At 74.3% G+C, this 26665-nt stretch carries 23 protein-coding genes; 4 read left to right on the forward strand and 19 right to left on the reverse strand.

Annotated elements, in window-relative coordinates:
- Nucleotides 1-674: 674 nt before the first annotated feature.
- The gene (tyrS, locus tag ACFVNO_RS28975) at nucleotides 675-1976 is read right to left on the reverse strand and encodes a tyrosine--tRNA ligase (protein ID WP_378897317.1); all 1302 of its coding nucleotides are present in this window, start codon (nucleotides 1974-1976) and stop codon (nucleotides 675-677) included.
- A gap of 252 nt (nucleotides 1977-2228) precedes the next feature.
- Here tyrS and ACFVNO_RS28980 point away from each other — a divergent pair, with 252 nt between their 5' ends.
- The 4 genes from ACFVNO_RS28980 (at nucleotide 2229) to ACFVNO_RS28995 (ending at nucleotide 5100) form a co-directional block, all read left to right on the forward strand.
- The gene (locus tag ACFVNO_RS28980) at nucleotides 2229-3041 is read left to right on the forward strand and encodes an alpha/beta fold hydrolase (protein ID WP_378897396.1); all 813 of its coding nucleotides are present in this window, start codon (nucleotides 2229-2231) and stop codon (nucleotides 3039-3041) included.
- Nucleotides 3034-3639, forward strand: a complete 606-nt coding sequence (locus ACFVNO_RS28985) for a TetR/AcrR family transcriptional regulator (protein ID WP_378897320.1) — start codon at nucleotides 3034-3036, stop codon at nucleotides 3637-3639. The genes ACFVNO_RS28980 and ACFVNO_RS28985 overlap by 8 nt, the downstream gene beginning before the upstream one ends.
- Nucleotides 3639-4220 (forward strand): permease, encoded by a 582-nt coding sequence (locus ACFVNO_RS28990; protein WP_355269795.1) that lies wholly within the window; start codon nucleotides 3639-3641, stop codon nucleotides 4218-4220. Before ACFVNO_RS28985 ends, ACFVNO_RS28990 begins: the two co-directional genes overlap by 1 nt.
- 178 nt (nucleotides 4221-4398) lie before the next feature.
- Entirely contained in the window at nucleotides 4399-5100 is a 702-nt protein-coding gene (locus ACFVNO_RS28995; RefSeq protein ID WP_378897325.1) for an HNH endonuclease family protein, read from the forward strand.
- 95 nt (nucleotides 5101-5195) lie between these two features.
- Here ACFVNO_RS28995 and ACFVNO_RS29000 read toward each other — a convergent pair whose 3' ends face one another.
- The 18 genes from ACFVNO_RS29000 to ACFVNO_RS29085 form a co-directional block, all read right to left on the reverse strand.
- The gene (locus ACFVNO_RS29000) at nucleotides 5196-5606 is read right to left on the reverse strand and encodes a hypothetical protein (RefSeq protein ID WP_378897399.1); all 411 of its coding nucleotides are present in this window, start codon (nucleotides 5604-5606) and stop codon (nucleotides 5196-5198) included.
- A gap of 717 nt (nucleotides 5607-6323) precedes the next feature.
- Entirely contained in the window at nucleotides 6324-6734 is a 411-nt protein-coding gene (locus tag ACFVNO_RS29005) for a DUF742 domain-containing protein (protein WP_378897402.1), read from the reverse strand.
- Nucleotides 6735-6747: 13 nt separating this feature from the next.
- A complete protein-coding gene (locus tag ACFVNO_RS29010; protein ID WP_378897328.1) occupies nucleotides 6748-10083 on the reverse strand; it encodes a nitrate- and nitrite sensing domain-containing protein in 3336 nt (1111 codons plus the stop codon).
- A gap of 254 nt (nucleotides 10084-10337) precedes the next feature.
- Entirely contained in the window at nucleotides 10338-11252 is a 915-nt protein-coding gene (locus tag ACFVNO_RS29015; protein ID WP_220559976.1) for a sirohydrochlorin chelatase, read from the reverse strand.
- A 155-nt stretch (nucleotides 11253-11407) separates the two neighbouring features.
- Nucleotides 11408-12010, reverse strand: a complete 603-nt coding sequence (locus ACFVNO_RS29020; RefSeq protein ID WP_220559975.1) for an ATP/GTP-binding protein — start codon at nucleotides 12008-12010, stop codon at nucleotides 11408-11410.
- Complete coding sequence (locus tag ACFVNO_RS29025) at nucleotides 11991-12452, reverse strand: DUF742 domain-containing protein (RefSeq protein WP_355269787.1); 462 nt, start codon at nucleotides 12450-12452, stop codon at nucleotides 11991-11993. The genes ACFVNO_RS29020 and ACFVNO_RS29025 overlap by 20 nt, the downstream gene beginning before the upstream one ends.
- Nucleotides 12449-12883 carry a roadblock/LC7 domain-containing protein gene (locus ACFVNO_RS29030; RefSeq protein WP_355269785.1) on the reverse strand — a complete coding sequence of 145 codons (435 nt, stop codon included), beginning with the start codon at nucleotides 12881-12883 and terminating at the stop codon, nucleotides 12449-12451. The genes ACFVNO_RS29025 and ACFVNO_RS29030 overlap by 4 nt, the downstream gene beginning before the upstream one ends.
- Before the next feature lies 1 nt (nucleotide 12884).
- A complete protein-coding gene (locus ACFVNO_RS29035) occupies nucleotides 12885-15368 on the reverse strand; it encodes a nitrate- and nitrite sensing domain-containing protein (RefSeq protein ID WP_378897334.1) in 2484 nt (827 codons plus the stop codon).
- A 576-nt stretch (nucleotides 15369-15944) separates the two neighbouring features.
- On the reverse strand, nucleotides 15945-17360 hold the full coding sequence (argH, locus tag ACFVNO_RS29040; protein WP_378897336.1) for an argininosuccinate lyase: 1416 nt from the start codon (nucleotides 17358-17360) through the stop codon (nucleotides 15945-15947).
- Between the two features lie 64 nt (nucleotides 17361-17424).
- Nucleotides 17425-17958, reverse strand: a complete 534-nt coding sequence (locus ACFVNO_RS29045) for an arginine repressor (protein WP_220559969.1) — start codon at nucleotides 17956-17958, stop codon at nucleotides 17425-17427.
- On the reverse strand, nucleotides 17955-18902 hold the full coding sequence (gene argF, locus ACFVNO_RS29050; RefSeq protein WP_355269780.1) for an ornithine carbamoyltransferase: 948 nt from the start codon (nucleotides 18900-18902) through the stop codon (nucleotides 17955-17957). The genes ACFVNO_RS29045 and argF overlap by 4 nt, the downstream gene beginning before the upstream one ends.
- Entirely contained in the window at nucleotides 18899-20104 is a 1206-nt protein-coding gene (locus ACFVNO_RS29055) for an acetylornithine transaminase (RefSeq protein WP_220559967.1), read from the reverse strand. The genes argF and ACFVNO_RS29055 overlap by 4 nt, the downstream gene beginning before the upstream one ends.
- Nucleotides 20101-21102 (reverse strand): acetylglutamate kinase, encoded by a 1002-nt coding sequence (argB, locus tag ACFVNO_RS29060; protein ID WP_378897342.1) that lies wholly within the window; start codon nucleotides 21100-21102, stop codon nucleotides 20101-20103. Before argB ends, ACFVNO_RS29055 begins: the two co-directional genes overlap by 4 nt.
- Entirely contained in the window at nucleotides 21099-21878 is a 780-nt protein-coding gene (locus ACFVNO_RS29065; RefSeq protein ID WP_220559965.1) for a bifunctional ornithine acetyltransferase/N-acetylglutamate synthase, read from the reverse strand. Before ACFVNO_RS29065 ends, argB begins: the two co-directional genes overlap by 4 nt.
- A gap of 26 nt (nucleotides 21879-21904) precedes the next feature.
- The gene (argC, locus tag ACFVNO_RS29070; protein ID WP_355269774.1) at nucleotides 21905-22933 is read right to left on the reverse strand and encodes an N-acetyl-gamma-glutamyl-phosphate reductase; all 1029 of its coding nucleotides are present in this window, start codon (nucleotides 22931-22933) and stop codon (nucleotides 21905-21907) included.
- 121 nt (nucleotides 22934-23054) lie between these two features.
- Entirely contained in the window at nucleotides 23055-24506 is a 1452-nt protein-coding gene (locus ACFVNO_RS29075) for an FAD-binding oxidoreductase (protein ID WP_355269772.1), read from the reverse strand.
- A gap of 169 nt (nucleotides 24507-24675) precedes the next feature.
- The gene (locus ACFVNO_RS29080; RefSeq protein WP_220559962.1) at nucleotides 24676-25149 is read right to left on the reverse strand and encodes a MarR family winged helix-turn-helix transcriptional regulator; all 474 of its coding nucleotides are present in this window, start codon (nucleotides 25147-25149) and stop codon (nucleotides 24676-24678) included.
- 182 nt (nucleotides 25150-25331) lie between these two features.
- Nucleotides 25332-26558 (reverse strand): aminotransferase class III-fold pyridoxal phosphate-dependent enzyme, encoded by a 1227-nt coding sequence (locus ACFVNO_RS29085; protein WP_355269801.1) that lies wholly within the window; start codon nucleotides 26556-26558, stop codon nucleotides 25332-25334.
- Between the last annotated feature and the right edge of the window lie 107 nt (nucleotides 26559-26665).

Below are 26665 nucleotides of genomic sequence, written 5' to 3' on the forward strand. Positions count from 1 at the left end.
CGTGTGACGGGGCCAAAACAAACTTGGCTGTAAAAATCGAACACGCGCTGTTGAGTTCTCAAGAAGCAACCGCCCTTCCCGTACAAGCCCGGAACTCTAGGTTCCTTTTGCTCTTCCGTGGAAGGCGTCTGCGTTTCCGCTTTGTTGTGTCTTCACTTTATCAGTGTTCCCGTTCCCCGCCAAATCGGCGTGGTCTGGAATGGACCGACCAGGAGTGAAGAATTCCTGTTTCCCTTCGCCGCCCTTTTCAGGGCCGCCTCCGAAGCCTACCGCCTGCGGGCGCATGCCCGTGACGCTCTGGTCGGAGTGAAGAGGAGGTGCCGCTTCGACGCGGTCCGGGGCCGAACACGCCCTCTGGGCGCTCGCCGTCCCGCAGCGGCTCTTTCGAGTATAGGGAGGTGTACCGAGGACGTCAAACCGTGGCCCGGGTCGGGTGTCGAACCGGGGACCTGGCGCCCGTGGGCGCGGTTGCGTCTCTGGGTCCTGGGTGCCTCGTGCCTGGGGCCGCTCCCCACACCGGGAGCCGTCCACTCACGTGGGCCGTTGTTCATCGGACAACAGTCGTTCTCCCCGGGAGATTCCCCTCGAAACCCTCATGCCGGGGCAAATTCTCCGCCTCCCCCGCAACACGAAGGGCCGGCGCCCGAAGGCGCCGGCCCCGTGGGTCCCGCGGCTCAGCCGGTCAGGACGACTCCGCCGATGTTGCGCTTGCCCTTGCGCAGCACCACGAACCGCCCCTGGAGGACGTCGTCCTCGGTCAGGCGCGCCTCCACGTCGGTGACCTTGGTGTTGTTCACGTAGGCACCGCCCTCCTGGATGGCGCGGCGGGCCGCGGACTTGCTCGGGGTCAGGCCGCTCTGGGCGAACAGGTCCGCGACCCCCGGCAGGTCGGCCACCGGGCCGGACACCTCGGCCTTGGGCACCTCGGCCAGGGCCGCCTCCAGGGTGCGCGCGTCGAGCTCGGAGAGCTCGGCGCGGCCGAAGAGGGCCAGGCTGGCGTCGATGACCTTGCGGCACTCGTCCGCGCCGTGCACCAGGGTCGTGAGCTCCTCCGCCAGGGCGCGCTGGGCGGCGCGGGCCTGCGGGCGCTCCTGCGTCTGGCGCTCCAGCTCGGCGATCTCCTCCTGCGAGCGGAAGCTGAACACCTTGAGGTAGCGGACCACGTCGCGGTCGTCGGCGTTGAACCAGAACTGGTAGAACGCGTACGGCGAGGTCAGCTCCGGGTCCAGCCACACCGTGCCGGTCTCGGTCTTGCCGAACTTGGTGCCGTCCGCCTTGGTGAGCAGGTTGGTGGTCAGGGCGTGCGCCTGGCCGTGCGGCTCGTTGCCGTCGATCCGGCGGACGAGGTCCAGGCCCGCGGTGATGTTGCCCCACTGGTCGGAGCCGCCGGTCTGGAGCGTGCACCCGAAGCGCCGGTACAGCTGCACGAAGTCGTAGGACTGCAGCAGCACGTAGCTGAACTCGGTGTAGCTCATCCCCTCGCCGTCGAGACGGCTCTTGACGGTCTCGCGGGCGAGCATCTGGTTGACGCTGAAGTGCTTGCCCACGTCGCGCAGGAACTCGATGGCGTTGATCCCCGACAGCCACTCGGCGTTGTTGGCCAGGATCGCGTCGGTCGCCCCCGGGGTCTCCCCCTCCGGGGCGAACCGCAGGAACGCGGACAGCTGGCCGCGCAGCGCCTCCACCCAGCCGAGCACGGTCTCCACGGAGTTGAGCTGGCGCTCGGCGTTCGGCTTGGGGTCGCCGATCATGCCCGTCCCGCCGCCGACCAGGGCGATGGGCCGGTGGCCCGCCTGCTGGAAGCGGGCCAGGGTGAGGATCTGGGTGAGGTGGCCGACGTGCAGGCTCCCCGCCGTCGGGTCGAAGCCGCAATACAGGGTGATCGGACCATCGGCGAGCGCCTTGCGAAGTGCGTCAAGGTCGGTCGTCTGCGCGATGAGGCCGCGCCACTGGAGTTCGTCGATGATGTCGGTCACTGTGCTTGCTCTCTGATTCGTAGGCGGGCCGGGGCCCGATCTGCCTTGCAGTGTAGGTCGGGCCCGGAGGGGGCACACCCTCTTTTCCCCTCCGCCGCCCCTGACCTGCGCTCCACCGTCACGCTATCGGTTCCGCGGCCGCGGGCGTCCGCACGGCTCCCGGTTCCCCTTCGTGAGGGGCCCTTGACACCTCAAGCTAATGCCATTAGCTTCATGGCTATGGAGATGAGCTTGAGCAGTGGAGAGCGGACCGTGCGACACCTCACCCGGCCCCAGGGGCGGATCGCGTACGACCTGTACGGGGCGGACCACACCGACGGCACCCTGGTGGTCTGCGTGCCCGGGATGTTCGACCACCGGGCGTCCTTCCGGTTCGTGGGCGAGGCCCTGGCCGCGGCCGGGCACCGGGTCGCCGTCATGGACCTGCGCGGGCACGGGGACAGCGACGCGACCTTCGACGACCACACCAACCGGGCCGCGGCCACGGACGCCATCGCGCTGGCCGAGGAGCTGGGCGGGCGGGACGTCGTGATGGTCGGTACCTCGATGGGCGGCGCCGCCGTGACCATCGCCGCACTGGAGCGCCCCGACCTGGTGGCCGGCATCGTTCCCATGGCCGCCTTCCTGCGCGCCGGGAAGCCGAACCTGTTCATGCGGGCCGCCCTGCGGCTGATGCTGCTGCGCCCCTGGGGGCCGCGACTGCTGACCGGCTTCTACGACGGCCTGCACAAGGGCCGCACGCCGCAGGGGCACCGGGAGCAGCTGGACCGGGTCCTGGCGATGCTGCGCCCCGCCGACCGGTTCCGCGCGGTGCGCGACACCGTGAACGCGCCGAACGAGGAGGTCCTGGCCGCGGAGGGCCTGCGCGCCCGGGCCGTGGTCGTCGGCGGCGAGCTGGACCCCGACTGGAAGGACCCGGCGGCGGAGGCCGCCTGGGTGGGCTCGGTCGTCGGCGGCCGGGTGGTGATGCTGCCCGAGTGCGGCCACTACCCCCAGAGCCAGCGGCCCGACCTGGTCGTGCCGCTGCTGGAGGAGCTGATCGCGCAGGTGCGCGCCGATGCCTAGGGCCGGACTCACACCCGAGCTGGTGGTCGCCGAGGCCGCCCGGCTGGTGGACGAGCAGGGCTGGGAGGCGCTGTCGCTGGCCGCGGTGGCCAAGCGGTTCGGCGTGGCCGTGCCCAGCCTGTACAAGCACGTGGAAGGTCTGCCGGGGCTGCGGAGCGGCATAGCGGTGCTGGCCGCGAACGAGATCGGCGAGGCCGTCCAGCGGGCGGCGGTGGGCCGCTCCGGGCCGGACGCGCTGCGCGCCTGCGCCGACGCCTACCGCGCCTACGCCCACGCGCACCCCGGGCGCTACGTCCACCTGCAGCGGCTCCCCCGGATGGCCGCTCCCGACGTGAAGCTGGACACCGACCCGGTCGCGGTGCTGGCGGCGGTGCTGCGCGGGTTCGGGATCACCGAGGACCGGTCGGTGCACGCGGTCCGGGCGCTGCGCAGCGCGCTCCACGGCTTCGTGGACCTGGAGGTGCAGGGCGGGTTCGGCCTCCCCGAGGACGTGGACGAGAGTTTCGCGCTGCTGGTGGAGGGGTTCGTACGCGCTTACCGGGACTGGCCCGGGAACGGGGACGGCGGCGGGGCGGCCCGCGGACGGAGGGCGGACTGATGCTGGCGGGGCACTTCGGGGTGGCCGGGATCGTCAAGGCGTGGCGGCCGGAGATACCGATGGCGGCGCTGCTGGTGGCCTCGCAGGTCCCCGACCTGGTGTTCGCGCCGCTGGCCGCGCTGGGCGCGGAGTCCATGGCGCCCGCCGACCCCGGGCTGAGCGGGTACGGGTCGCTGCTCATCACGGCGCCGTTCTCGCACGCCCTGGTGTCGAACGTGGTGTTCGCGGCGGTCGTGGGACTGCTGGTGCACGTGTTCCTGCGGGGGCGGTGGGGTTCCCATGCCGGGTGGGTGCTGGGCGGGGTGGTGTTCTCGCACTGGCTGCTCGACCTGCTGGTGCACCGGCCCGACATGCCGCTGCTGCCCGGCGGTTCCGGACCGCCGCTGCTGGGCCTGGGCCTGTGGGAGGTCCCCGCGGCGGCGGCCGTGGTGGAGGGCGCGCTGGTGGCGGCCGGGGCGCTGCTGTACGGGTGGCGCACGCTGCGGGACCTGCCGGACCACCGGGGGCGGGCGTGGGCGTACAGCGCGGGTGTGGGGCTGCTCCTGGCCGGATCGTTCGTGTTCGACCTCTTCGCCTCCTGAGCCCCTCCCAACCCACGGGCACCAGGGGACGGCGGACCGCTCTGCGGCCCCCGTTCCGGTCGGCCGGATCGGGGGCGGCATCGCCGAATGTTCCCGACCGGCCCCGGAATGCGACAAGCTGGAGGTCGGCGCCGCTCCACGGCGGCGCGCCCCGTTCACCAGCCCGTGGAGTTCCCTCATGGCCGATAAGAAGTCGTCGTCGAAGCTGGGCGGGATCATCTCCGCCGTCGTCGGCGCGATCGTCGTCGCAGCGTTCGTCCTGTACCAGCTCGGGATCATCGACCTGGGCCTGGAGGAGGACACCGGCGCCCCGCAGGACGGCGCCCCCTCCTCCCCCTCCGGGGAGGTGTCCGTCGAGCAGGCCCGGACCATGCTGGACGAGCTGACCGTCGAGGCGGAGAACGACCCGCCCGGATACGACCGCGCGATGTTCCCCCACTGGAGCAGCCAGGACGGGTGCGACACCCGGCAGACGGTGCTGGAGCGCTCCGGCGAGAACGTGGAGATGAACGAGGACTGCCGCGCGGTCTCCGGGTCCTGGTACAGCGCCTACGACGGCGAGACCTTCACCGACCCCCAGGACCTCGACATCGACCACATGGTGCCGCTGAAGGAGGGCTGGCGCTCGGGGGCCCACGCGTGGACCACCGAGGAGCGGGAGCGGTTCGCCAACGACCTGGAGTCGTCGCCGCAGCTGTGGGCGGTGAGCGCCACGACCAACCGGTCCAAGGGCGACGCCGACCCCGCCGACTGGATGCCCCCGCTGGAGTCCGTGCACTGCGAGTACGCGGCCGCGTGGATCGAGGTCAAGCACGTGTGGGACCTGAGCGTGGACACCGACGAGGAGGCCGCGCTCCGCGGGGTGCTGGACGGCTGCTGAGCCGCCGCCCCGGCGCCGCCCGCGGGGCGGCTCCGGGACCGGGCCGGCCCGGCGTACCGCGGAGGACGTCCGCGGCGCGCCGGGCCGCTCCCTTCTCAACGGGGGTCGGCGAGGGTGATCCCCCGGGCGGTGGCCAGCAGTTCTTCGGGGCCGAGGATCCCGAAGGCGTCGCGGACCTCCACCGCGACGCCCGTGCCCGGGGTCCAGAAGGCCTCGGTCTCACCGTGCAGCGCCGGGACCCCGCCGTTGTCGAACGGGGTGAGCTCCCACTCGTCGGGGTCGCGCTCGTGGTACTCGGCGAGGAAGGACCGCAGCGCGTCCAGGTCGGTGAGCCCGTCCCCGCGCAGGACCAGGACCTGGAGCACCACCTCGGCGCCTCCCCCCTCCCGGGGGCGTTCCCACACCCTGCTGGAGAAGGCGACGTCCCCCCACTCGTACTCGAAGTCGGAGACCGAGGTCCGGTCGTCGATCGCCACTGGCAGATGTCCGATGCTGAAGCCGTCCAACTCTCCCCCTCGTAGGTCGGTGACGGCGGCGGCCGTCGTGAGCGCGAGCGTGAACACCGCGGCGAGGAACGCCGCGAGCGGGCGGATGAAGGACATGGGACCTCCGACCGGCGCGGTGCGGGACCTTCCCGGACCGTCCGGCTCCCTTTCATGCTGGGCCGCGCACGAGGTCCGGACCAGCGTGTTCCGGAACCTGTGGATAACCCCGTTGCGACACGCGCCGCCACCCGGTTCCGTCCCCTTCCCGATCGTGCCCGGGTCAATCCGGCGGGACGGCGGACGGCGGGGGACATCGGGGTGCCGTCCGGGGGAACGGGAACCGGACGGGGGCGGGGATGGGGACGGGTACGGCCGCCCCGGGGCCGGTCGTACCCGGGCGGCCGGGAACGGTCATGTCCGGGGCGGTCGTGGCCGCTCCCTTCTGAGTCCGGTCGCCGCCGATCCGTCGAGAAAGCGCGCGCAGGCGGAGGGCCGCTCGTGCCCGGGGGCCGGGACCGGCCGGGACCGGGTCGGCACCGGTCAGTGGAGGAAGCGCGCACGGGCTAAGGGCCGGTCGTGGCCGGGGTGGCCGGTGCCGACCGCCTACGGGGCCGGTCGGCACCGGGCTGCGAAGAGGGCGCACACCGGCGGAGGACCGGTCCGGGCCGGGCGGCGCCGGTCCGCGGAGAGGGCGCGCACGGGCTAAGGGCCCTGCGGGCGGACCGGACACCGCGGACGCTACAGGGAGCGCAGGCCGACGAGGACGGCGTGCAGGATGTCCTTGCGGGCCAGCGGGCGGGAGGGGCCGCACCGCTGCAGGGAGCCGTCCGCGATCATGCGGGCGGCCATCGCCCTGACCTGGCCGACGGGGAGGTTGACCTCGGCGGCCAGCTCGACGACGGTGCGGGCCCGCAGGGCGTGGCGGAGGATGGCCTCGCGCTCCGGGCGCAGCCATTCCCGGCGCCCCGGGGTGCGCGCGGCGACCACCAGGGTGAGCAGGTCCAGCGTCTCGGGTCCCGGGCCCGGGTCCGCTCCGTCCGGGTCCCCCGCGGCCACGGCGAACGGGCGCAGGAACCGCTCCTCGGCCCGGTCCGGGTCGGCCCCGCCGTCGGGGTCGAGGTCCGCGCCCTCCCCTACGTGCCGGGCCACGGCCCGGCGTCTGTCATGGCTCACTGTGTCCTCCCGGTGGTGTGGGAGCCGGTACTCGGGGGACGTCCCGCTCGCGGGGCACGGGGCGTTTGGGCAGGGGCGCCCGCTCCGGGTCCGGAGGGCCGTCCGGGGCCCGCCGGGAGTGCCGGGGGCCCTCGGCGCGGTCGTCGGGGACACCGCGCGGGTCCCCGTCGGCGGGCCGGCCCTCCGGGGCCGGGAAGGGCGCGGTCGGCGCGCCGTCCGGCCACGGGCCGACCAGGCGGCCGCGGTCGGGGCCGACGGGGCGGGGGCCGGTGAACCCCGGGGGCAGATCGCGGCGGGGGGCCGGGCGGCCGTTCTCGGGCGCCGTGCCGGGACGCGGCGGGGCCGGGTCGGGGCGGCGGTGCTCCGCCGTCAGGTGGGGCAGGGGTTCGGTGGGGTCGCCCGGGTACCCGCCCGGGGCGCCGGGCACCGCCCCGGGGCCGGTGGCACGGAAGGGATCGGTGCGGTGCCGCGGTTCGGCGTGGTGTCGGCTGAGGTCGCCGAGCACCTCCTGCGGGCCGCTGTCCCCCCAGCGCACGTCCCACTGTCGGCCGGTGTCCGGGCCCGGGCCGCCGGGGCCGGGGTCCGCGGAGTACCGCGGCCGCCGCTCGCCGGCCGGCACGTCCTCGAAGGCGGGCGGTTCGGCGAACAGGTCGATCTCGCCCGGGGCGTCGGCCGGGTGCGGCCCGCGCGGGGGCTCCCCGGCCGGCGGGCGGGGGTCGGCCGGTGCCTGCGGGCCGGTGGTCCGGACACGGTCGGCGTCCGGGCCGGGCCCGCCCGGGGCGTCGCCCGCGGCGGCCCGGGGTCCGACGCTCCGGACCGGGCCCGTGTGGACGCCGGTCCCGTCGCCGGGGGCCGCCTGAGCGCCGGTGCCCGGGAGCCGGTGCGGGCCCGTCTCCCCGCCGCCGGAGGCGGTCCGGGGTCCGGTGACCGGGATCGCGCCCGAGTGGGGGGCCGACCGGCCGGTGCCGGGGTCGGGGGCCGGGCGGGGACCGGTGTCCCGGACCGGTTCGGGGCGCGGGTCCGGCTCCACTGGGCCGTCGGCGGCGAAGGCGGCCCGGGGCCCGGTGGGCCGGGGCGGGTCGGTGTACGGGTTCGGGGCGCCCGAGGGCCCGACGCGCTCGGGGGGCGTTCCGGTGCGGGGGTCCGGCTCCGCAAAGTCGCCGGTGTCGGGGCCGTCGGCGGCGACCGGCCGCAGGTCGGGCCCGCCCTCCGGGGCGGCCCAGCGTTCCGGCTCGCGTTCGGGGCGCACGCCCGCGGGGGCGGCCCCGGTCCGGGCCTCCGACAGGCCGAACGCCCGGCGCACGTCCCCCTCGGCGGGAGCCGCCGCGGCCGGGACCACGCCGCGCGGGCCGGCGGCCGGCGGTGCGTCGGCGGGCTCCAGCAGGGACTTGGGGACGAGGGTGATCGCCCGGGTGCCCCCGTACGGCGAGGGCTCCAGCCACACCCGCACGCCGTGGCGTTCGGCCAGTCGGGCCACCACGAACAGTCCCAGCCTGGGGTCGTCGGGCAGCGCCATCACGTCGAACTCCGGCGGCCGCGCCAGGGTGCGGCGGGCCTGCTCGTACCCGTGCTCGGACATGCCCAGGCCGCGGTCCTCGACCTCCACCAGCAGTCCCTCCGGGCAGGGGCCGCAGCCCACGTCCACCGGGGTGCCCGCCGGGGAGAACTGGGTGGCGTTCTCGATCAGCTCGGCCAGCAGGTGCACGATGTCGGCGACGGCCTGGCCGTGCATGAGCATGCGGGGCGCCGAGGTCAGCCGGACCCGTTCGAAGTCCTCGGTCTCGGCGATGGCGGCGCGCAGCACGTCCACCAGGGGGCGCGGCTGGCGCCAGCGGCGGGCGGACTGGCCCCCGCCGAGGATGATGAGGTTGTCGGCGTACCGGCGGGCCCGGGTGGTGAGGTGGTCGAGCCGGAAAAGCCGGCCGAGGGCCTCGGGGTCCTGTTCGTCGTATTCGATCTCGTCGAGCAGCCGCAGCTGGCGCTGGACGAGGTTCTGGTTGCGGAAGGCGATGCCCAGGAACGCCTTGTTGGCGCCGCGGCGGATCTCCGCCTGCCGCACGGCCGCCTCGACGGCGGTGAGCTGGGCGCTGTCGAACGCCTCGGCGACCTGGCCGATCTCGTCGTCGCCGAACTCGTCCAGCGGGGGCAGCTCCTCGTGGGCGTCCACCCGGTCCCCGCGCTGGGCCCGCTCGACGATGTCGGGCAGGTCGTCGTCGCGCTCCATGACGCGTTCGCGCAGCAGGGCGAGCCGGTCGGTGAGGCGCCGGGAGGAGCGGCGGACGGTGGCCAGGGCGATGGCGCCGCCGGCCAGGCTGACCAGGGCGGCCGCCACCCCGAAGGACACCTGGGCGAGGGAGGCCCTCCAGGCCAGGTCCACGGTCCGGTCGGCCTGGGCGCGGGCCAGCTCGTCGATCAGGGCGACGGAGGCGCCGGAGGACTCGTCCCAGTCGGCGACGTCGACGTCGACGGCGGTGTTCCACTCCGGGGGCGAGCCCTGCCCGGGGTCGTCGGCGGCGGTCGCCGGGGAGCGGGTGACGACCCCGCGGCTGATGTCCTCGGCCCGGATCCAGGCCGGGTCGGCCGCCATCTCCTCCTGCCGGGCGCCCACGGCCGGTGAGAGCAGGGGGGCGGCCTCGGCCAGGGTGTCGCGGTAGGAGGCGGTGAGGTAGGTGAAGTGGGCGGTCTCCTCGTAGCCCATCGTGCCGCGGGCGGCGACCCCGGCCAGGAGGGCGTCGGCGGTGGAGTACTCGGCGGCGGCGCGCAGGAGCTCGCTGGTCAGGACGGCGTCGGTGAGGTTCTCCCCGCCGTCGGTGGTGTGCACCAGGGCGGTGGTGACGGCGGTGGCGCCGTCGAGGACCTCCGCGTAGCCGACCAGGATCTGCTCCTGGACGGCGGAGCCGTCGTCCAGGGCGGTGCGCAGGGCCGGCAGGGTCTCGGCGGCCTCGGTGAACGCGTCGGCGCTGCGGCGGACCTCGTCGTCGCGCGTGGCCTCCAGGCGCCCGGCGAAGCCGACGGCGTCGGCGACGGCGGCGTCGGTGCGGGAGCGCTGCTCGCGCAGGGCCTCGGTGTCGACGGCCTCCCCCGCTTCGAGGCGGCCCAGGTGGACCAGGCCCATGCGGCGCTCGGAGCGCAGCTCCAGAACGGCGGCGGCGAAGACCTCGGTGCCCTCGCGGGCCTGGACGACGGCGCCCATGAGCCGGACGGCCTGGACGGTGCCGACCGCGGCGACGATCAGCCACAGGGCCAGGAAGCACAGGCTCGGCACGAGCACGATGCGGTTGAGCTGCCCACGGATCGTGGACGCTTTGACGCGGGTTCTGCGCATGGCCCCTCCAGCCTGTGCGGGTGCCGGGCCGGGGGGCCTCGGCGGCTTTCGGTCGTGCCGAGGCTATCGAAAAATCATGGCGGAACGCTGTCAAATGATTACTACGAGTTGTCTTCGGAGATACGGAAGACCCGTGACGACCTTCCCGAACGCCCTCGAAGCTCCAGGTCGAGGCGCCTGTGAACGGCGGCGGGGCCGCCCGCAGAAGCGGACGGCCCCGTGAACACGCCTCATCCCACGGCGTGTCGCCGTGCTCAGGCCTCCGGACGGTGGCGCGAGCCGACCGGGGCGGGCAGCTGGTCGGCGGTCGGCGGCTGCTCCACGCCCAGCGAGTTGAGGATCTCGGCGTAGCGCAGCGCGGCGATCTTGCCGAGCAGGCCGTCGGCGCCCAGCGGGGCGCCCAGGCGCGCGCCGAACCGCTCCGCGGTGGCCGACAGGTCCGCGCGCAGCTCCGGGCCCAGGGCGCTGGGGGCGATGACCGGGCGGCGGCAGCCGCCCTGGCGCAGCTGCCCGATGGCCTGCTCCAGGGCCGCCTCGTTCTCCAGGTCGGCGGGCAGCACGGTCAGTCCCAGGCGGGCGGCCAGCAGGACGGCGGTCACCCCGGCCGCGGCCACGGCGGCCTCGCCGCCGACCGCGCCGACCACCACTCCGTCGGCCATACCGGTGTCGCGGGCCACGACGCTGATCAGGCGCATGCGGTCGGCCCGCACGTAGCCGCTCTCAGCGAGCCGCAGGTGCAGGACCTCGGCGAGCATCGGGTGCGGGCCCAGGCCCTCGCTGACGCGCACGTCGGCGCCGGAGGCGCGCACGGCGGCGTCGATGGCGGCCGAGACCCCGGCGTGCGGGGCGGTGACCAGGGGGACGACCACACCGGTCAGCGGCCGCTCGCCGTCGCCCTGCAGGCCGGACAGCGCCTCGGCGAGGGTCTCCTCGTCGCCTTCCAGGTGCCCGTGGCGGATCGTCACCTCGGGCCGGTAGGCGCGCACCAGGTCGGCCATGCGGGCGCCGATGGACTCACCGTCGACGCCCCGGGCCCGCTCGGCGGTGCCGGGGACCGCCATGATCAGGGTCGGGGTCCCGAACCAGTCGTCGAAGGACAGCGGGTTCCGATGGCGGCCGGACCGCCGCTTGGGCAGTTCGCGTGGGGGGAGTCGATCTGAGTTTCGCATACCAGGATTCAGGATGAGAGGCGGACGGATCGCCCGGTCGGAGCGTTGTCACTGACGCGCCATTGTAGCGTTCCAGGGCATATCCACGGGTGTGTCTCCCGAACGTACACCGGACCGTTCCCCCGCCGGCGGGGCGGGGTACCACCCCGGCGGGCTCACCCGCTCAGGGCCGGCCTGCGGCCGTGGATGACATGGGTGACCAGGGCGACCAGCACGTCCCGGCAGGAGGCGCGGTCGCGGGCGTCGGCGAGGACGACGGGCACCGAGGCGTCCACGTCCAGGGCCCTGCGCACCTCCTCGGGGTCGTAGTCCTCGGCGCCCTCGAAGCGGTTGACCGCCACCACGAAGGGCACGCCGCGGCGCTCGAAGAAGTCCACCGCGTGGAAACAGGTCTCCAGGCGGCGGGTGTCGGCCAGGACCACCGCGCCCAGGGCGCCCTCGGCGAGCTCGTCCCACATGAACCAGAAGCGGTCCTGCCCGGGCGTGCCGAACAGGTAGAGGACGACGTCGGGGTTGACGGTGATGCGGCCGAAGTCCAGGGCGACGGTGGTGGTGGTCTTGTCCTCCACTCCCCCGAGGTCGTCGATCCCGTAGCTGGCCTCGGTCATCACCTCCTCCGTGCTCAACGGGGTGATCTCGCTGACCGAGGCCACCATGGTGGTCTTCCCGGCGCCGAAGCCGCCGGCGATGATGATCTTGACCGCCTGGGGGATCGCCTCGGCCTCCCCCGGCCTGGTCTCAGAGTCTGCGGATGCCATCGAGTACCGCCTGCAGCACTTTCTTCTCGGGGAGCTGGGAGATGGGCGTCGCCGCCCGGGTGCGGATGTCGCCGTCGGCGAGCAGGTCGCCCAGCAGCACCCGGACCACGGTGAGGGGGATGTCGAGCCGGGCGGAGACCTCGGCCACCGAGATGGGCCTGCGGCACAGCTCGAGGATGGCCCGGCGCTCGGGTTCCAGCGGCCGCTCGCGCCGGTCGCGGGCGGCCACCACGATGGTGATGAGGTCGAGCCGGGGGCCCGCGGCGGTGGGCCGGACCCGGCCGCGGGTCAGCGTGTAGGGGCGGACCAAGGCCCCCTCCACGGTGCCGCCGGGGGACAGTCCCTCGGCGGGGCCCTCGGACGTGGGGTGCCCGCGCCCGGGGTGCCAGGGCGCGGCGGTGCGGCGGGAGGCCGGGCTCCGGCGTTCCTCCTGCGCGGTCATGAGCCGGCACCCCCGGTGGTGGTGAGCTCGCCGGGCCGGCGGGGCGCGGCGGTGAGGAACTGGCCCACCCGCTTGACCCGCAGGTTCATCTCGTAGGCGACCAGGCCCACGTCGGCGTCCTCGGTGGCCAGCACCGCCAGGCAGGCCCCGGCCCCGGCGGCGGTCACGAAGAGGTAGGAGCGCTCCATCTCCACCACGGTCTGGCGGACGTCGCCGCCGCCGAAGTGGCGGCCGGTGCCCCGGGCCAGGCTCTGGAAGGCGGAGGCCAGGGCCGACAGGTGTTCGGCGTCCTCGGGAGGCAGGTCCCGGGACCGGCCCAGGAGGAGTCCGTCGGCCGACAGCACGATCGCGTGCGCGGCCCCCACGACCCGGTCGGCCAGGTCGTCCAGGAGCCAGTCGAGGTTGTCCACGGCGTTGCTCTTGCCCACCATCTCAGTCGTTCTCTCCCGTGTGGTCGTCGGTGCTGCCACCGACATGGCTGTCGTACTGCCGCCCGTCCCCGTCACCGTCGACGTCCGCGGCGCGGCCCCGGCGGGTCCCCGCGCTGAAGGCGTCCATCATCCGGCGGGCCTCCTCCGGGCTGCGGGCGCTCGGCGGCGGGGCCTGCTCCTCCCCCGGTTCCGGTGCGGGCGAATGTCTGAGCTGGGGGGCGAGGCTGGCCTGCCGCCTGCGCCGGGGCAGGTCGGGACGGTCCCCGCCGGCCGCCGCGCGGTCGGCGGTGCGGGAGGGGCCGTCCGCGGGTGCGCCGTCGTGCGCCCCGTCCGGGGCCGGCAGGTCGGGGACGCTGCGCAGGAGCGGGGCGCGGTGCCCGGCGCCGTCCCCGTCGGGCGGGGGCACCGGGCGCAACCGGGGCCGGGGCGGCGCGGCCCCGTCGTCGGCGACCAGGACGCCGACCGCGGTCCCGGCGTCCGCCCCCTCCTGGGCCGGGGCGTGCTGAACGCGGCGCGCGGCGGGCCGGGAGTGGTCGGGCGCCGCCCCGGCGGCGGTGAACAGCGCTCCGGGCAGGAGCACGACGGCGCGGGTGCCGCCGTAGGGCGAGGGCCGCAGCTCGACCTGGACGTCGTGCTTGACGGCCAGCCGGGCGACCACGAACAGGCCCAGGCGGGCGTCGGTGCCCGGCGCCATGACGTCGAACTCGGGCGCCTCGCTGAGGGTGGTGTTGGCGCGGGTCAGGGCGTCCTCGGTCATGCCCAGGCCGCGGTCCTCGATCTCGACGGCCACGCCCTTGGGCACGGACTCTGCGGAGATGGTGACGTCGGTGTGCGGGGGCGAGTAGGCGGTGGCGTTCTCCACCAGCTCGGCGAGGAGGTGGATGACGTCGGCGACGGCGGCGCCGGCCAGGGACAGCTCGGGCACGGCGGTGACGTGGACCCGGGCGTACTCCTCGGTCTCCGACACGGCGCCCCGCAGGATGTCGATCAGCGGGATCGGCCGGCGCCAGCGCCGCCCGGGCCGGGCGCCGCCGAGGATGATGAGGTTCTCGGCGTGGCGGCGGCCGCGGGTGGCCAGGTGGTCGAGCCGGAAGATGCTCTCCAGCAGGTCGGGGTCGTCCTCCTCGCGCTCGATCCGGTCCAGCAGCTGGAGCTGGCGCTGCACGAGCGACTGGTTGCGGTGGGCGATGCCCAGGAAGACCCGGTTGACCCCCGACCTCAGCTCGGCCTGTTTGACGGTGGCGGCGACGGCGGTGCGCTGGGCGATGTTGAAGGCGTCGGCGACCTGGCCGACCTCGTCGTCGCCGTGGTCGAGCTGCTTGATCTCGGCGTCGGGGTCGACGCTCTCCCCGGCCTCCAGGCGGCGCACGATGCGGGGCAGGTCGACGCGGGCGACGCCCAGGGTCTCGGCGCGCAGCCGGGCCAGCCGGCGGGTGAGGCGTCCGGCGGAGCGGGCGGCCACCCCGTAGGCGACGGTGCCCGCGAACAGGGAGGTGATGCCGCCGCCCAGGGCGAGGCTGAGCATCCAGGCGCTGGCGGCCTCGGTGGCGGTGACCACGTCGCCGGCCCGGCGGGCGGTGAGGTCGGCCAGTTCGGTGTTGACCCGGTCGGCCTCGGCCCGCCAGTCGGCCAGCCCGGCGGGCGGCGAGGTGTCGCGGACGATCTCGGCGGTGACCGGGTCGAGGGAGGCGGGCGCCTCGTGGGAGCCGATGGCCGCGCCGATCTCCAGGAGCCGCTGCCAGGGGCCGCTCCGCGTGACGGCCGCGGGGGTGGGCGCCCCGGCGTCGTCCCCGGGGTGGACGGTGTCCAGGCGCAGGCGGGCGTCGTGGAGCAGGGCGGTGATCCGCGTCTGCTCGTCCCGGGTGAGGTCGCCGCGGACGGCCACGGCGGCGACCAGGGCGTCGGCGTGGCTGAAGGACTCCTGGGCCCAGAGCAGGTCGGTGGTGGCGGCGGCCTCGGCGGAGGCGCCGCCGTCGTCCAGGGAGCGGATGGTGCCGGAGTACAGGCGGATGCCCCGGTGGATCGCCGAGGTGTAGGCCTCCAGGGTGTCGGCGCCGGCGGCCGGGGGGTCGGTCAGAGCGGCGGTGCGGGCCGCGGCGACGGCGTCGAAGGAGGCCAGGAGGTCCTCGGTGAGGGCGGGGGTGCCGGGGTCGTCCCGGTCGCCCAGGGAGCCGTCGAGGCCGCGGACGGTGTCGACGGCCTCGTCGGTGAGGCGGGCGCGGTCGGCCAGGGCCCGGCGGCTCCCGGACCCGGGGGCGGCCAGGTACTCGGCGGCCAGGCGGCGCTCCTCCTGCAGCCGGGTGAGCGCGGTGACCAGGTGGATGCCCGCCCGGCCCTCGGACACCGCCGAGCGCAGCGAGACGGCCTGGGCCAGCGTCGCCATGCTGAGCAGGACGAACAGGGCCAGGAAGGTGATGCTCGGGATCAGCACGATCCTGTTGAGCTGCGCCCGGATGCCGCGGCCTCGGCCTCCCGGTCTTCCCATTGCGCTCCTCCAGCGGACTGACCGCGGGCACCGGTCGGCGTGGTTCCGACGCGGATCATCACCGTGTGCACCGGAGAGGGCACTCAGCGGCACCCGCGGACTTCGGACGCTATCGCACCGTCGGACGGGCCGCCGGGGAAACGGCGAAATACACCCGGGTCCGGGTGCCCGCCGCGCGTTCGGCACCCGGGGACCGCCCCGGCGCCCGCCCCGTGCCGGGAGGGGGAAGCGCGGCAGGGCGCCCCGAGGTCTCGGGACGCCCTGCCGTGTGGACCGCTGGAATGGACTAGGACCTGTCCTTGAACATCCTCCTGTGCCATGGGGGGTTCGCGAGGCGCCGGCGGGGTTCTGGAGGCCCCGCAGGAGCGGTCCTCAAGGGAAGCCTGTGGCCGTAGGCCATCCGTTGAGGGTGGCGGTGGGCGACGGGCGGGCGAGGACCGCACCGGAGGGGCCGAAGGTCCCCGCCCTCAAAGGGCGCCGAGCAAGGTGGCCGGGCTGCGGCCGTAGGCCGTCCGTTGAGGGTGGTGGCGGGCGACGGGCGGGCCGAAGCGCAGCGGAGGTTCAAAAGAACGCGGTCTAGGAGAAGGCCTCGCGGTTCTCCTCGACGGCGGCGCGGAGCCGTTCGAGCTGTTCCGCGACGCGGACGGGCGCGGTGCCGCCCCGGCCGGCGCGCGAGGCCAGGGAGCCCTCCACCGCCAGCACCTCGCGCACCGCGGGGGTCAGGTGCGGGGAGATCGCGGCGAAGTCGTCGTCGGACAGGTCGGGCAGGTCGATGCCGCGCTCCTCGCACACCCGCACGCAGGTCCCGGCGATCTCGTGGGCGTCGCGGAACGGCACCCGCTCGCGGACCAGCCACTCGGCGATGTCGGTGGCCAGCGAGAAGCCCTGCGGGGCCAGCTCGGCCATCCGGTCGGTGTGGAAGGTCAGGGTCGCGACCATGCCGGTCATCGCGGGCAGCAGCAGGTGGAGGGTGTCGACGGCGTCGAACACCGGCTCCTTGTCCTCCTGGAGGTCGCGGTTGTAGGCGAGGGGCAGGCCCTTGAGGGTCGCGAGCAGCCCGGCGAGGTCGCCGATGAGGCGGCCCGCCTTGCCGCGGGCCAGCTCGGCCACGTCCGGGTTCTTCTTCTGGGGCATGATCGACGACCCGGTGGAGAAGGCGTCGTCGAGGGTGACGAAGGAGAACTCCTTGGTCGCCCAGAGGATGACCTCCTCCGACAGCCGGGACAGGTCCACGCCGATCATGGCGGTGACGAACGCGAACTCGGCGACGACGTCGCGGGAGGCGGTGCCGTCGATGGAGTTCTCCACCGAGGCGGGGAAGCCCAGCTCGGCGGCGACGGCCTCGGGGTCCAGGCCCAGGGAGGACCCGGCCAGCGCGCCGGAGCCGTAGGCGGACACGGCGGCGCGGCGGTCCCAGTCGCGCAGGCGCTCGATGTCGCGCACCAGCGGCCAGGCGTGCGCCATGAGGTGGTGGGCCAGCAGCACCGGCTGGGCGTGCTGCAGGTGGGTGCGGCCGGGCATGGCCGCGCCGGGGTGGGCGGCGGCCTGGTCGGCCAGGGCGTTGACCAGCTCCAGCAGTCCGGCGGCGATCGCCCGGGCCTCCTCGCGCAGGTACATGCGGACGAGGGTGGCGATCTGGTCGTTGCGGGAGCGCCCGGCGCGCAGGCGCCCGCCCAGCTCGGCGCCGACCCGCTCGATGAAGCCGCGCTCCAGGGCGGTGTGCACGTCCTCGTCCTCCAGGACGGGGGTGAAGGCGCCCGAGGCGACGTCGGCCTCCAGCCGGTCGAGGCCGGCGATCATGCGGTCGAGCTCGTCCCCGGTGAGCAGTCCGGCGCGGTGCAGCGCCCGAGCGTGGGCGCGCGATCCGGCGATGTCGTGGCGGGCCAGCCGCCAGTCGAAGTGGGTGCTCAGCGACAGCCGGGCCAGGGCCTGGTCCGGTCCGCCCTCGAAGCGGCCTCCCCACAGGCGCAGCGCCTCGGGCTGGTCGGCCATGGTGTGGTTCTCCTCAACGTGGTTCGGGTGCGGTCCGCGGGCCGCCTGCGGCGCGCGGGCGCCGCTACGGCCTGCGGTCGGCCAGCCGCAGCAGCGCGGCGGCCAGCTCCTCGCCGCCCTGGGGATCGCGGGAGATGACCAGGATGGTGTCGTCTCCGGCGATCGTCCCCAGGATGGCGTGGAAGTCGGTGTGGTCGATGGCCGAGGCCAGGAACTGCGCGGCGCCCGGCGGGGTGCGGACGATGACCATGTTGGCGGACGCCTCCGCCGACACCAGCAGGTCCTCGGCCAGCCGGGTGAGCCGGGCGCCGGAGGCCTGGGACAGGTCCAGGGTGTCGGGGCGGGTGCGCTGGAGGCGTTCGCCCCCCTCCCCCGGCAGGACGTAGGCGAGGTGCCCGGCGGCGGTGCGGAGCTTGACCGCGCCGAGTTCGTCCAGGTCGCGGGAGAGGGTGGCCTGGGTGACCAGGACGCCCGTCTCGGCGAGCCGTTTGGCCAGCTCGCCCTGGGAGCGGATGTCCTCGCGGGTGAGGACCTCGGTGATGCGGGCGTGCCGCGCCGCCTTGGTCATCGGTGCGGTGGCGCCCCCGTCGACGGTCATCGTCGCACGTCCCCTTCGGCGTCGGTGTGCTCCAGCAGGAAGGCCAGCAGGGCCTTCTGGGCGTGGCGCCGGTTCTCGGCCTCGTCCCAGACGACGCTCTGGGGCCCGTCGATGACGCCCGCGGAGATCTCCTTGCCGCGGTAGGCGGGCAGGCAGTGCAGGACGATCGCCCCGGGGTCGGCGGCGGACAGGAGGTCCTCGTCGACGATGTAGGGGCGGAAGGGCGCCTCTCGGTCGGCGGCCTCGGCCTCCTGGCCCATGGAGACCCAGGTGTCGGTGGCCAGGACGTCGGCCCCGGCGGCGGCCTCGCGGGGGTCTGTGGTGACGGAGACCGATCCCCCGGTGGTGCGGGCGATCTCGGCCGCGCGGGCCAGGACCCGCGGGTCGGGGTGGTAGCCGTCGGGGGCGCCGACGCGGACGTGGAGCCCCGCGGTGGCTCCGCCCAGCAGGTAGGAGTGCGCCATGTTGTTGGCGCCGTCGCCCAGGTAGGCCAGGGTGAGCCCGGCCAGGGCGCCCTTGTGCTCGCGGACCGTCTGGAGGTCGGCCAGGATCTGGCAGGGGTGGAACTCGTCGGTGAGGGCGTTGACCACCGGAACGGTGATGTCGGCGGCCAGGGTCTCCAGGTCGGCCTGGGCGAAGGTGCGCCAGACGACGGCGGCGACCTGGCGCTGCAGGACGCGGGCGGTGTCGGCGAGGGGTTCGCCGCGGCCCATCTGGGTGCTGCCCGAGTCCAGGACCAGCGGGGCGCCGCCGAGGTCGGCGACGCCGACGCTGAAGGACAGGCGGGTGCGGGTGGAGGGCTTGTCGAAGAGGAGGGCCACGGTGCGCGGGCCGGCCAGGGGCCGGTGGGCGAAGCGGTCCTTCTTCATGGCGTCGGCGAGGTCCAGCACCCGGGCCTGCTCGGCCGGGCTCAGGTCGTCGTCGCGAAGGAAGTGCCGGGTCATGACTGCTTCTCCTTGGTGGCGGCCTCGGCGGCGTCGAGGATGGTGGGCAGGGCCTCGATGAAGACCCCGATCTGCTCGGGTGTGATGACCAGCGGCGGGGCGAGCCGGATGGCGTCGGGGGCGACCGCGTTGACCAGGAAGCCGCGGACCGCGGCCTGTTCCTGGACGTGGGCGGCGTGCGGACCGGTCAGGGTCAGGGCCCGCCACAGGCCCGAGCCTCGCTGCCCGGCCAGCAGGGGGTGGTCGATGGCGTCGAGCTGCTCGGCGAGCAGGTCCCCCATGACGGCGGTGTGGGCGAGCAGGCCCTCCTTCTCGATGGTGTCCAGGACGGCCAGGGCCGCGGCGCAGGCGATGGGGTTGCCGCCGAAGGTGGAGCCGTGGTCGCCCTTGTGGAAGGCGTCGGCGTAGCGGCCGAAGCCGACGCAGGCGCCGATGGGCAGGCCGCCGCCCAGCCCCTTGGCGAGGGTGAGGACGTCGGGGCGCACCCCGGCCTCCTGGTGCGCGAACCAGGCTCCGGTGCGGCCGATGCCGCTCTGGATCTCGTCCAGGACGAAGGCCGTGCCGGTGGCGTCGCAGATCTCGCGGACCCCGGCGAGGTAGCCCTCGGGGGCGGGGACGACCCCGGCCTCGCCCTGGGTGGGTTCGACGAACACGGCGGTGCAGCCGGTGTCGACGGCCTCGCGCAGGGCGTCGAGGTCGCCGTGGGGGACGAAGCGCACGTCCATGCCGAACGGCCCGAAGGGCTCGCGGATGGAGTCCTTGCCGGTCAGGGCCAGGGAGCCGGAGGTGCGGCCGTGGAAGCCCTTCCCCGCGGCGACGAAGTAGTGGCGGCCCGGGCCTGCGGCGCGCTTGACCAGCTTGAGGGCGGCCTCGTTGGCCTCGGTGCCGGAGTTGGAGAAGTACACCTTGGCGTCGCCGCCGAGCAGGGAGACGAGCCGCTCCGCCAGCTCGATCTCGCGCTCGTTGATGAAGAGGTTGCTGGTGTGGGCGATGGTGGCCGCCTGGTGGGCCACGGCCTTGACCAGGGCGGGGTGGCCGTGCCCCAGGGAGGAGACGGCGATGCCCGCGATGAGGTCGAGGTACTGGCGCCCGTCGGCGTCGTAGACCTCGCAGCCGCGTCCCAGGGTGAGGGCGATCGGCGGGACGCCGTAGTTGGGCATGAGCGAGGCCGAGAAGCGTTCGCGCAGTTCGGAGCCGGTCATGGCCTGCCTCCGTCGGTGTGGTCGGTGCGGGTGTCGTGGGGGCGCCAGGGGCGCGGGCGGTCTCCGGCGAGCAGGGCCGCCTCCAGTTCCTCGTCGGCGACCATCGTGCCGACACCCTGGTCGGTGAAGACCTCCAGGAGGAGGGAGTGCGGGACGCGGCCGTCGATGATGTGGGCCTGGGGCACACCGCCCTCGACGGCGGTGAGGCAGGCCTCCATCTTGGGGAGCATGCCGGAGGAGAGCGTGGGGAGCAGGGCGCGGAGCTCGTCGACGTTGAGGCGGCTGACCAGCTCGGTGTTGGCCGGGTAGTCGGCGTAGAGGCCTTCGACGTCGGTGAGCATGATGAGCTTGCTGGCGCCCAGGGCGACGGCGATCTCGGAGGCGGCGGTGTCGGCGTTGACGTTGTAGACGCCGCCGTCGTCGGCGCGGGCGACGCTGGAGACGACGGGGATGCGGCCGTCGGCCAGCAGGGCGGCGACGGCGCCCGCGTTGACCTCGGTGACCTCGCCGACGCGGCCGAGGTCGACCTCCCGGCCGTCCACCGTGACGCTCTTGCGTTCGGCGACCAACAGGTTGGCATCCTCGCCGGACATGCCGACGGCGAAGGGTCCGTGCCGGTTGATCAGGCCGACGATCTCGCGGTTGACCTGGCCGGTGAGGACCATGCGGACGATGTCCATGGCCTCGTCGGTGGTGACGCGCAGCCCGGCGGTGAAGGCGGACTCCACCCCGGAGCGTTCGAGCATGGCGCTGATCTGGGGGCCGCCGCCGTGGACGACGACGGGGCGCAGTCCGGCGTAGTAGAGGAAGACGACCGATTCGGCGAAGCGGACGCGCAGTTCCTCGTTGATCATGGCGTTGCCGCCGTACTTGACCACGACGGTGCGGCCGTGGAAGCGGGACAGCCAGGGCAGCGCCTCGATGAGGTTGGCGGCCTTGTCTATGGCCTGGGCCCGGTCGTCGCCGGTGGCGGCGCTGTCGGTGGCTCGGGAGATCATGTCCGGTCCTCGTGCTCCGTGGTGGCGGGGTCGGCGTCGATCTGGGCGGCCAGGTCGGCGCACACGTCGGCGAGCAGGGCCGCGAAGGCCTCCTCGTCGGGGGTGGTGCCGGCGGCCCCGCTGGCCATGAGCAGGGCGGTGTCGGCCGGTCCGGTGAACGGGGGGAGGGTCTTGGCGGCGGCGTCGGCGATGAGGGCGCGGCACCGGTCGGCGGTCAGGTCGGCGTCGGTGGTGACGATGTACAGGCCGCTGGACAGGGAGGGGTCCGGCCCCTTGGCCATGGCGCCGACGGTGTAGCCGTCCCCGCGCCGGAAGACGATCTTGACGACGGTGTCGGTGGTGCGGACGGCGTCGGCGGCGGTCAGCCCGCCGGAGCGGGAGAGTTCGGCGACGGCGGCGGTGACGCCGCCGGTGAGCCGGTCCAGGGGCGGGCGGGTGCCGACGGGTCCGGCGGCGCACAGGGCGATCTCGGCCGCGGAGTCGTCGACGGCGGCCGCGGTGTGCTCGGCCAGGGCGTGGACGTCCTGGAAGCCGAGGGGGACGGTGTCGACGTTGGCGCAGCCGGAGTTGAGGACGGCGGCGCGGACCCGGCCGCCGGCCAGGACCTGGCGGGACCACAGGGCGGGGGCCGAGCGGTCGGCGCCGGAGCCGAAGACCGCCCCGGCCGCCCGGGAGGGGCCGTCGTTGACGAGGACGGCGACGTCGCGCACGCCGGGGACGGCGATGCCCGCGCTGACTCCCGCGGCCCGGAAGCCCAGGGGTGCGGTGACGCTCACGTTGTGCCTTTCCAGCTTTCCGGTGGTCAGGGGGCCACGGCGGCGAGCGGGAGGCCGGTGGTCTCGGGCAGGCCCAGGGCGAGGTTGGCGCTCTGGATCGCGCCGCCCGCGGTGCCCTTGGTGAGGTTGTCCAGGGCGGCGACGGCGACCATGCGTCCGGCGTCGGGGTCCACGGTGACCTGGACGAGGGTGGTGTTGGCGGCGAGCGTCATGGCGGTGCTGGGCCAGGTCCCCTCGGGCAGGAGGTGGACGAAGGGCTCGTCGGCGTAGGCGGTCTCGTAGGCGGCGCGGACCTGCTCCGCGGTGGTGCCGGGCCGGAGGGGGGCGGTGCAGGTGGCGAGGATGCCGCGCGGCAGGGGGGCCAGGACGGGGGTGAAGGACAGCTTGACGGGTTCGCCGGTGACCGCGGTGAGGTTCTGGACGATCTCGGGGTTGTGGCGGTGGACTCCGCCGACGCCGTAGGGAGTGAGGGCGCCCATGACCTCGCTGCCGATGAGGTTCGGCTTGGGGGCCTTGCCCGCGCCGGAGGTGCCGGTGACGGCGACGACGGTGAGGTCGGGTTCGACGAGCTGCTCGGCCAGGCCGGGGAAGAGCGCGAGGGTGGCGACGGTGACATGGCAGCCGGGGACGGCGACGCGCTTGGCGCCGGTGAGGCGCTCGCGCTGTCCGGGCAGCTCGGGCAGGCCGTAGGGCCAGGTCCCGGCGTGGGGGGTGCCGTAGAAGCGTTCCCAGGAGGAGGAGTCCACGAGCCGGAAGTCGGCGCCGCAGTCGATGACGAGGACGTCCTCGCCGAGCTGCCGGGCGATGTCGGCGGACTGGCCGTGCGGCAGGGCCAGGAACACGAGGTCGTGGCCGCGCAGGGAGTCGACGTCGGTGGGGGCCAGGACGCGGTCGGCCAGCGGGAGCAGGTGCGGCTGGTGCTGGATGAGCGGTGTCCCGGCGTTCTTGGCGGCGGTGACGGCGCCGATCTCGATGTCGGGGTGGCCGATCAGCAGGCGGAGCACCTCGCCTCCGGCGTATCCACTGGCCCCGGCGACCGCCGCGTTGTAACCCATGGTGCTCCCCTCACTCTCAATGACTGAACTATCATGCACACTGCTGCAAATTTATGCAAGCCAGATCGGAGGAAGGCCGGTGCGAGCGCGCTCACACCGGCCCCGGTACGGCGGCGTCCGGTCAGCGGCCGGCGATGCGCCCGGCGATGCCGGCGAGGCGGGAGGTGTGGGCCTTCTCCTCGGAGGTCTTGGACTCGCGGCGGTCGGCGGTGCGGTAGAGCCCGTAGATGACCTGCGTGCCGACCCAGCGCAGCGGCTCGGGCTCCCAGCCGCGCACCTGGTGGCCCACCCAGGGCAGCCGGGTGAGCTCGGTGTCCCGGCCCAGGATGAGGTCGCGCAGGGTGCGCCCGGCCAGGTTGCTGGTGGCCACGCCGCTGCCGACGTAGCCCCCAGCCCAGCCGATGCCGGTCTCGGTGTCCATGTGCACGCTGGGGCACCAGTCGCGGGGCACGCCCAGGACGCCGGACCAGGCGTGCTCGACGGGCACCTCCGCCACGTCCGGGAACATGCGGGTGAGCGCGCGCCACAGCTCGGCGATGGCCTGGGGCTGGGTGGCGCCGTCCTTGTCCTGGGCCGAGCCGAAGCGGTAGGGCACGCCCCGGCCGCCGATGGCGATGCGGTCGTCGGCGGTGCGCTGGGCGTAGACGTAGGCATGCGCGGTGTCGCCCAGGACGTCGCGGCCCTCCCAGCCGATCTTGTCCCACACCTGGGCCGGAACGGGCTCGGTGACGATCATCGAGGAGTTCATCGGCAGCCATTCGCGGCGCTGGCCGCGCAGGGTGGAGGTGAAGCCCTCGGTGGCGCGCACGACGTGGTCGGCGTAGACGGTGCCGTGGTCGGTGACCACGGCCGGGCGGGCCACGCCCCGGCGGGGGCGGATCTCCTCCACGGCGGTGCCCTCGAAGATGGTCACCCCCAGCGCCTCGACCGCCCTGGCCAGGCCGGTGACCAGCTTGGCGGGCTGCACGCGCGCGGCGTGCGGGGAGTAGGCGCAGGCGACCGCGTCGGCGACGGCCAGGGAGGGGGTGTGCCCCTCGGGGAGCATGTGGATGTCGTCGGGCCAGTACCCCCATTCCTGGAGGTACTCGATGTCCTCGGCCAGCCGGTCGCGCTGGGCGGCGTTGGTGGCGACCAGGCGCATGCCGCCCTTGACGATGTCGGCGTCGATGCCCTCGGCGGCCGCGGCGGAGATGACCTCGTCGACGGTGCTCATCATCGCGCGTTGCAGGGCGATGAACGCGCTCTTGCCGTGTGACTGCGCGTAGCGCTCGCGGGAGCCCGCGAACTCCGCCGACAGCCACCCTCCGTTACGGCCGGAGGCGCCGAAGCCGGCGAACTCGCGCTCGACCACCGCGATGCGCAGGTCGGGCTGCGCCTTCTTGAGGTAGTAGGCGGTCCACAGCCCCGTGTACCCCGCGCCGACGACGCAGACGTCGTAGTCGGCGGTGCCGGGCAGCGGGTCCCTGCGCTCGGGAAGGCCGATGTCACGGAACCAGAAGGAGACGGAGCCGTTGGCGAACCGGGGGGACCGGGGGATCGGCCTCAGCTGCGCGGCAGTGGTGAACAGTCCCATGATTCCCCCCGGGGCCTTACCGTTGGGACCCCTCCCCCGGAGCCCTCGAACATCCGCCAACCTACACGGGAACGAAGGCCGGTGGGACGTTTTCCGTACTTTCGTACGGACACGGCGACATTCCGACCGGGGAATCGACTACCGAGCGTTTCCGACGGGTAATCCGGGGTCAGACCGTGCTGTCACGGAGCGTGCGCGCGACCGCGGACAGGGTGCGCACGCCCTCCTCGCCCAACGGCCCCAGGACGTGCTCGCGCAGACGCTCGACGTGCTTGACCCGCACCTGGCCGATGAACTCCACCCCCTGGGGGGTGAGGGTCGCGTAGACCACGCGCCGGTCGGACGAGCAGTTCTCGCGCTTGAGGTACCCCTCGCGTTCGAGCCGGTCGGCGAGCTTGGTGAAGCCGCCGGTGCTGAGACTGACCTCTCGGGCCAGGCGGCTCATCGGGAGCCGGTGTCCGGGGGTGCGCTGCAGGCGTATGAGGACCTCGAACCAGGGCCCGGCCATGTCCTTGCCGTCGGGGGTGATGCCGCGCAGCAGCCTGGGGTGGACGCCGTTCATGGCCTCGTGCAGCAGGCCCCAGGCGGTGATGAGGTCGTCGTCGGTGAGCGTCGCGGTGTCCTCGGTCGGCCGTGCGGTCATGATCCGCCCCCTCAAGAAGTATCTTCCCGAGAAACAATACCGGATGATGGGAGCACGGGAAAGTCTTTTCCAAGGAAAATATTTCATCCGGCCGGCTCCCCTGCGGCCGGGGCGCGGCCCCGGCAGCCCGAGGGCCGCCCCCCGCGGTGCTCCGCGGAAGGCGGCCCTCGGAAGAGCCGGCCTCAGTGGCGGGCGGCCACCGCGTCCAGGGCTCCGGCCAGGGTGGACACCAGGTGGTCGATCTGCTCCCAGGTGATGGTCAGCGGCGGCGAGATGAGCAGCGCCGTCGGGACCGGCCGCAGGATCACCCCGCGCGCACGCGCCTCGGCGAACACCTCCGCCGTGGTGATCCCCCTCCCGGCCAGCGCCTCCTCGGTGAGCTCCACCGCGGCCATCACCCCGGTGCCCGAGCGGACCTGCGCGACCAGCGGGTGGTCGGCCAGGGGGCGCAGGGCCCCGTCCAGCTGCCGCTCCACCTCCAGGGACACCGTGAACAGGTCCTCCCGCTCCAGGATGTCCAGGTTGGCCATGGCCGCGGCACAGGCCGTCGGGTGCCCGGCGTAGGTGGTGCCGTGCAGGAAGGGGTGGCCCTCCCGGTACCAGAACGGATCGGCCACCCGGCCGCTCACCACCACGCCGCCCAGCGGCAGGTAGCCGCTGGAGACGCCCTTGGCGAAGACGATCATGTCGGGCCGCACCCCGAAGCGCTCGATCCCGAACCAGTCGCCCAGCCGGGCGAACGCGCAGATCACGCTGTCGACGATGAACAGCACGCCGTACCGCTCGCAGATGCGGGCCACCTCGGTGAAGTAGTCCGGCGGCGGCGCGTACACCCCGCCCGCCCCGATGACGGGCTCGGCGAAGAAGGCGGCCACCCGCCCGGGGCCCACCCGCAGGATCTCCGCCTCCAGGGCGGCCGCGGAGTCGTGCGGGACCACCGACACGTCCTCGACCAGCGGCCCGTATCCGGTGCGGAACCGCTCCATGCCGATCACGCTGGTGCCGAACCCGTGCAGGCCGTGGTAGCCGCCGGTGCGGCTGATCAGGTGGACCCGCTCCGGGGCCCCGGTGACGGCGTGGAAGCGGCGGGCCAGCTTGGCCGCGGTGTCGATGGACTCCCCTCCCCCGCAGGTGAGGATCACCCGCGGGTCGTCGACCGGGGCGTGCGCGGCCAGCCGCTCGCTGAGCCGCGCCGCGGGGGCGTTGGAGAAGTCCCCGTAGACGGTGTAGGCGTCCAGGGTCAGCATCTGACGGTGGACGGCCTCGGCGATCTCGGGGCGGCCGTGGCCGACGTTGCAGTACCAGAGGCTGGCCGTGCCGTCGAGGTACCGGTCGCCGGCCTCGTCCCAGAGCCACACGCCCTCGGCGCGCGCCACCGTGAACTCGGGGCCCTTGCGGACCGTGTTCATATCGCAGAAGGTGTGCCAGAGGCGGCCGGGCTCCCGCACCTGCGGGGCGGCGGGAACGAACGGGAGAGCCGTTTCGGTCATAGGGCGACCTCCGAACCGTGGACGTG

It is taken from the genome of Nocardiopsis sp. NPDC057823 (genome assembly GCF_042797335.1).
Classification (GTDB): domain Bacteria; phylum Actinomycetota; class Actinomycetes; order Streptosporangiales; family Streptosporangiaceae; genus Nocardiopsis; species Nocardiopsis changdeensis.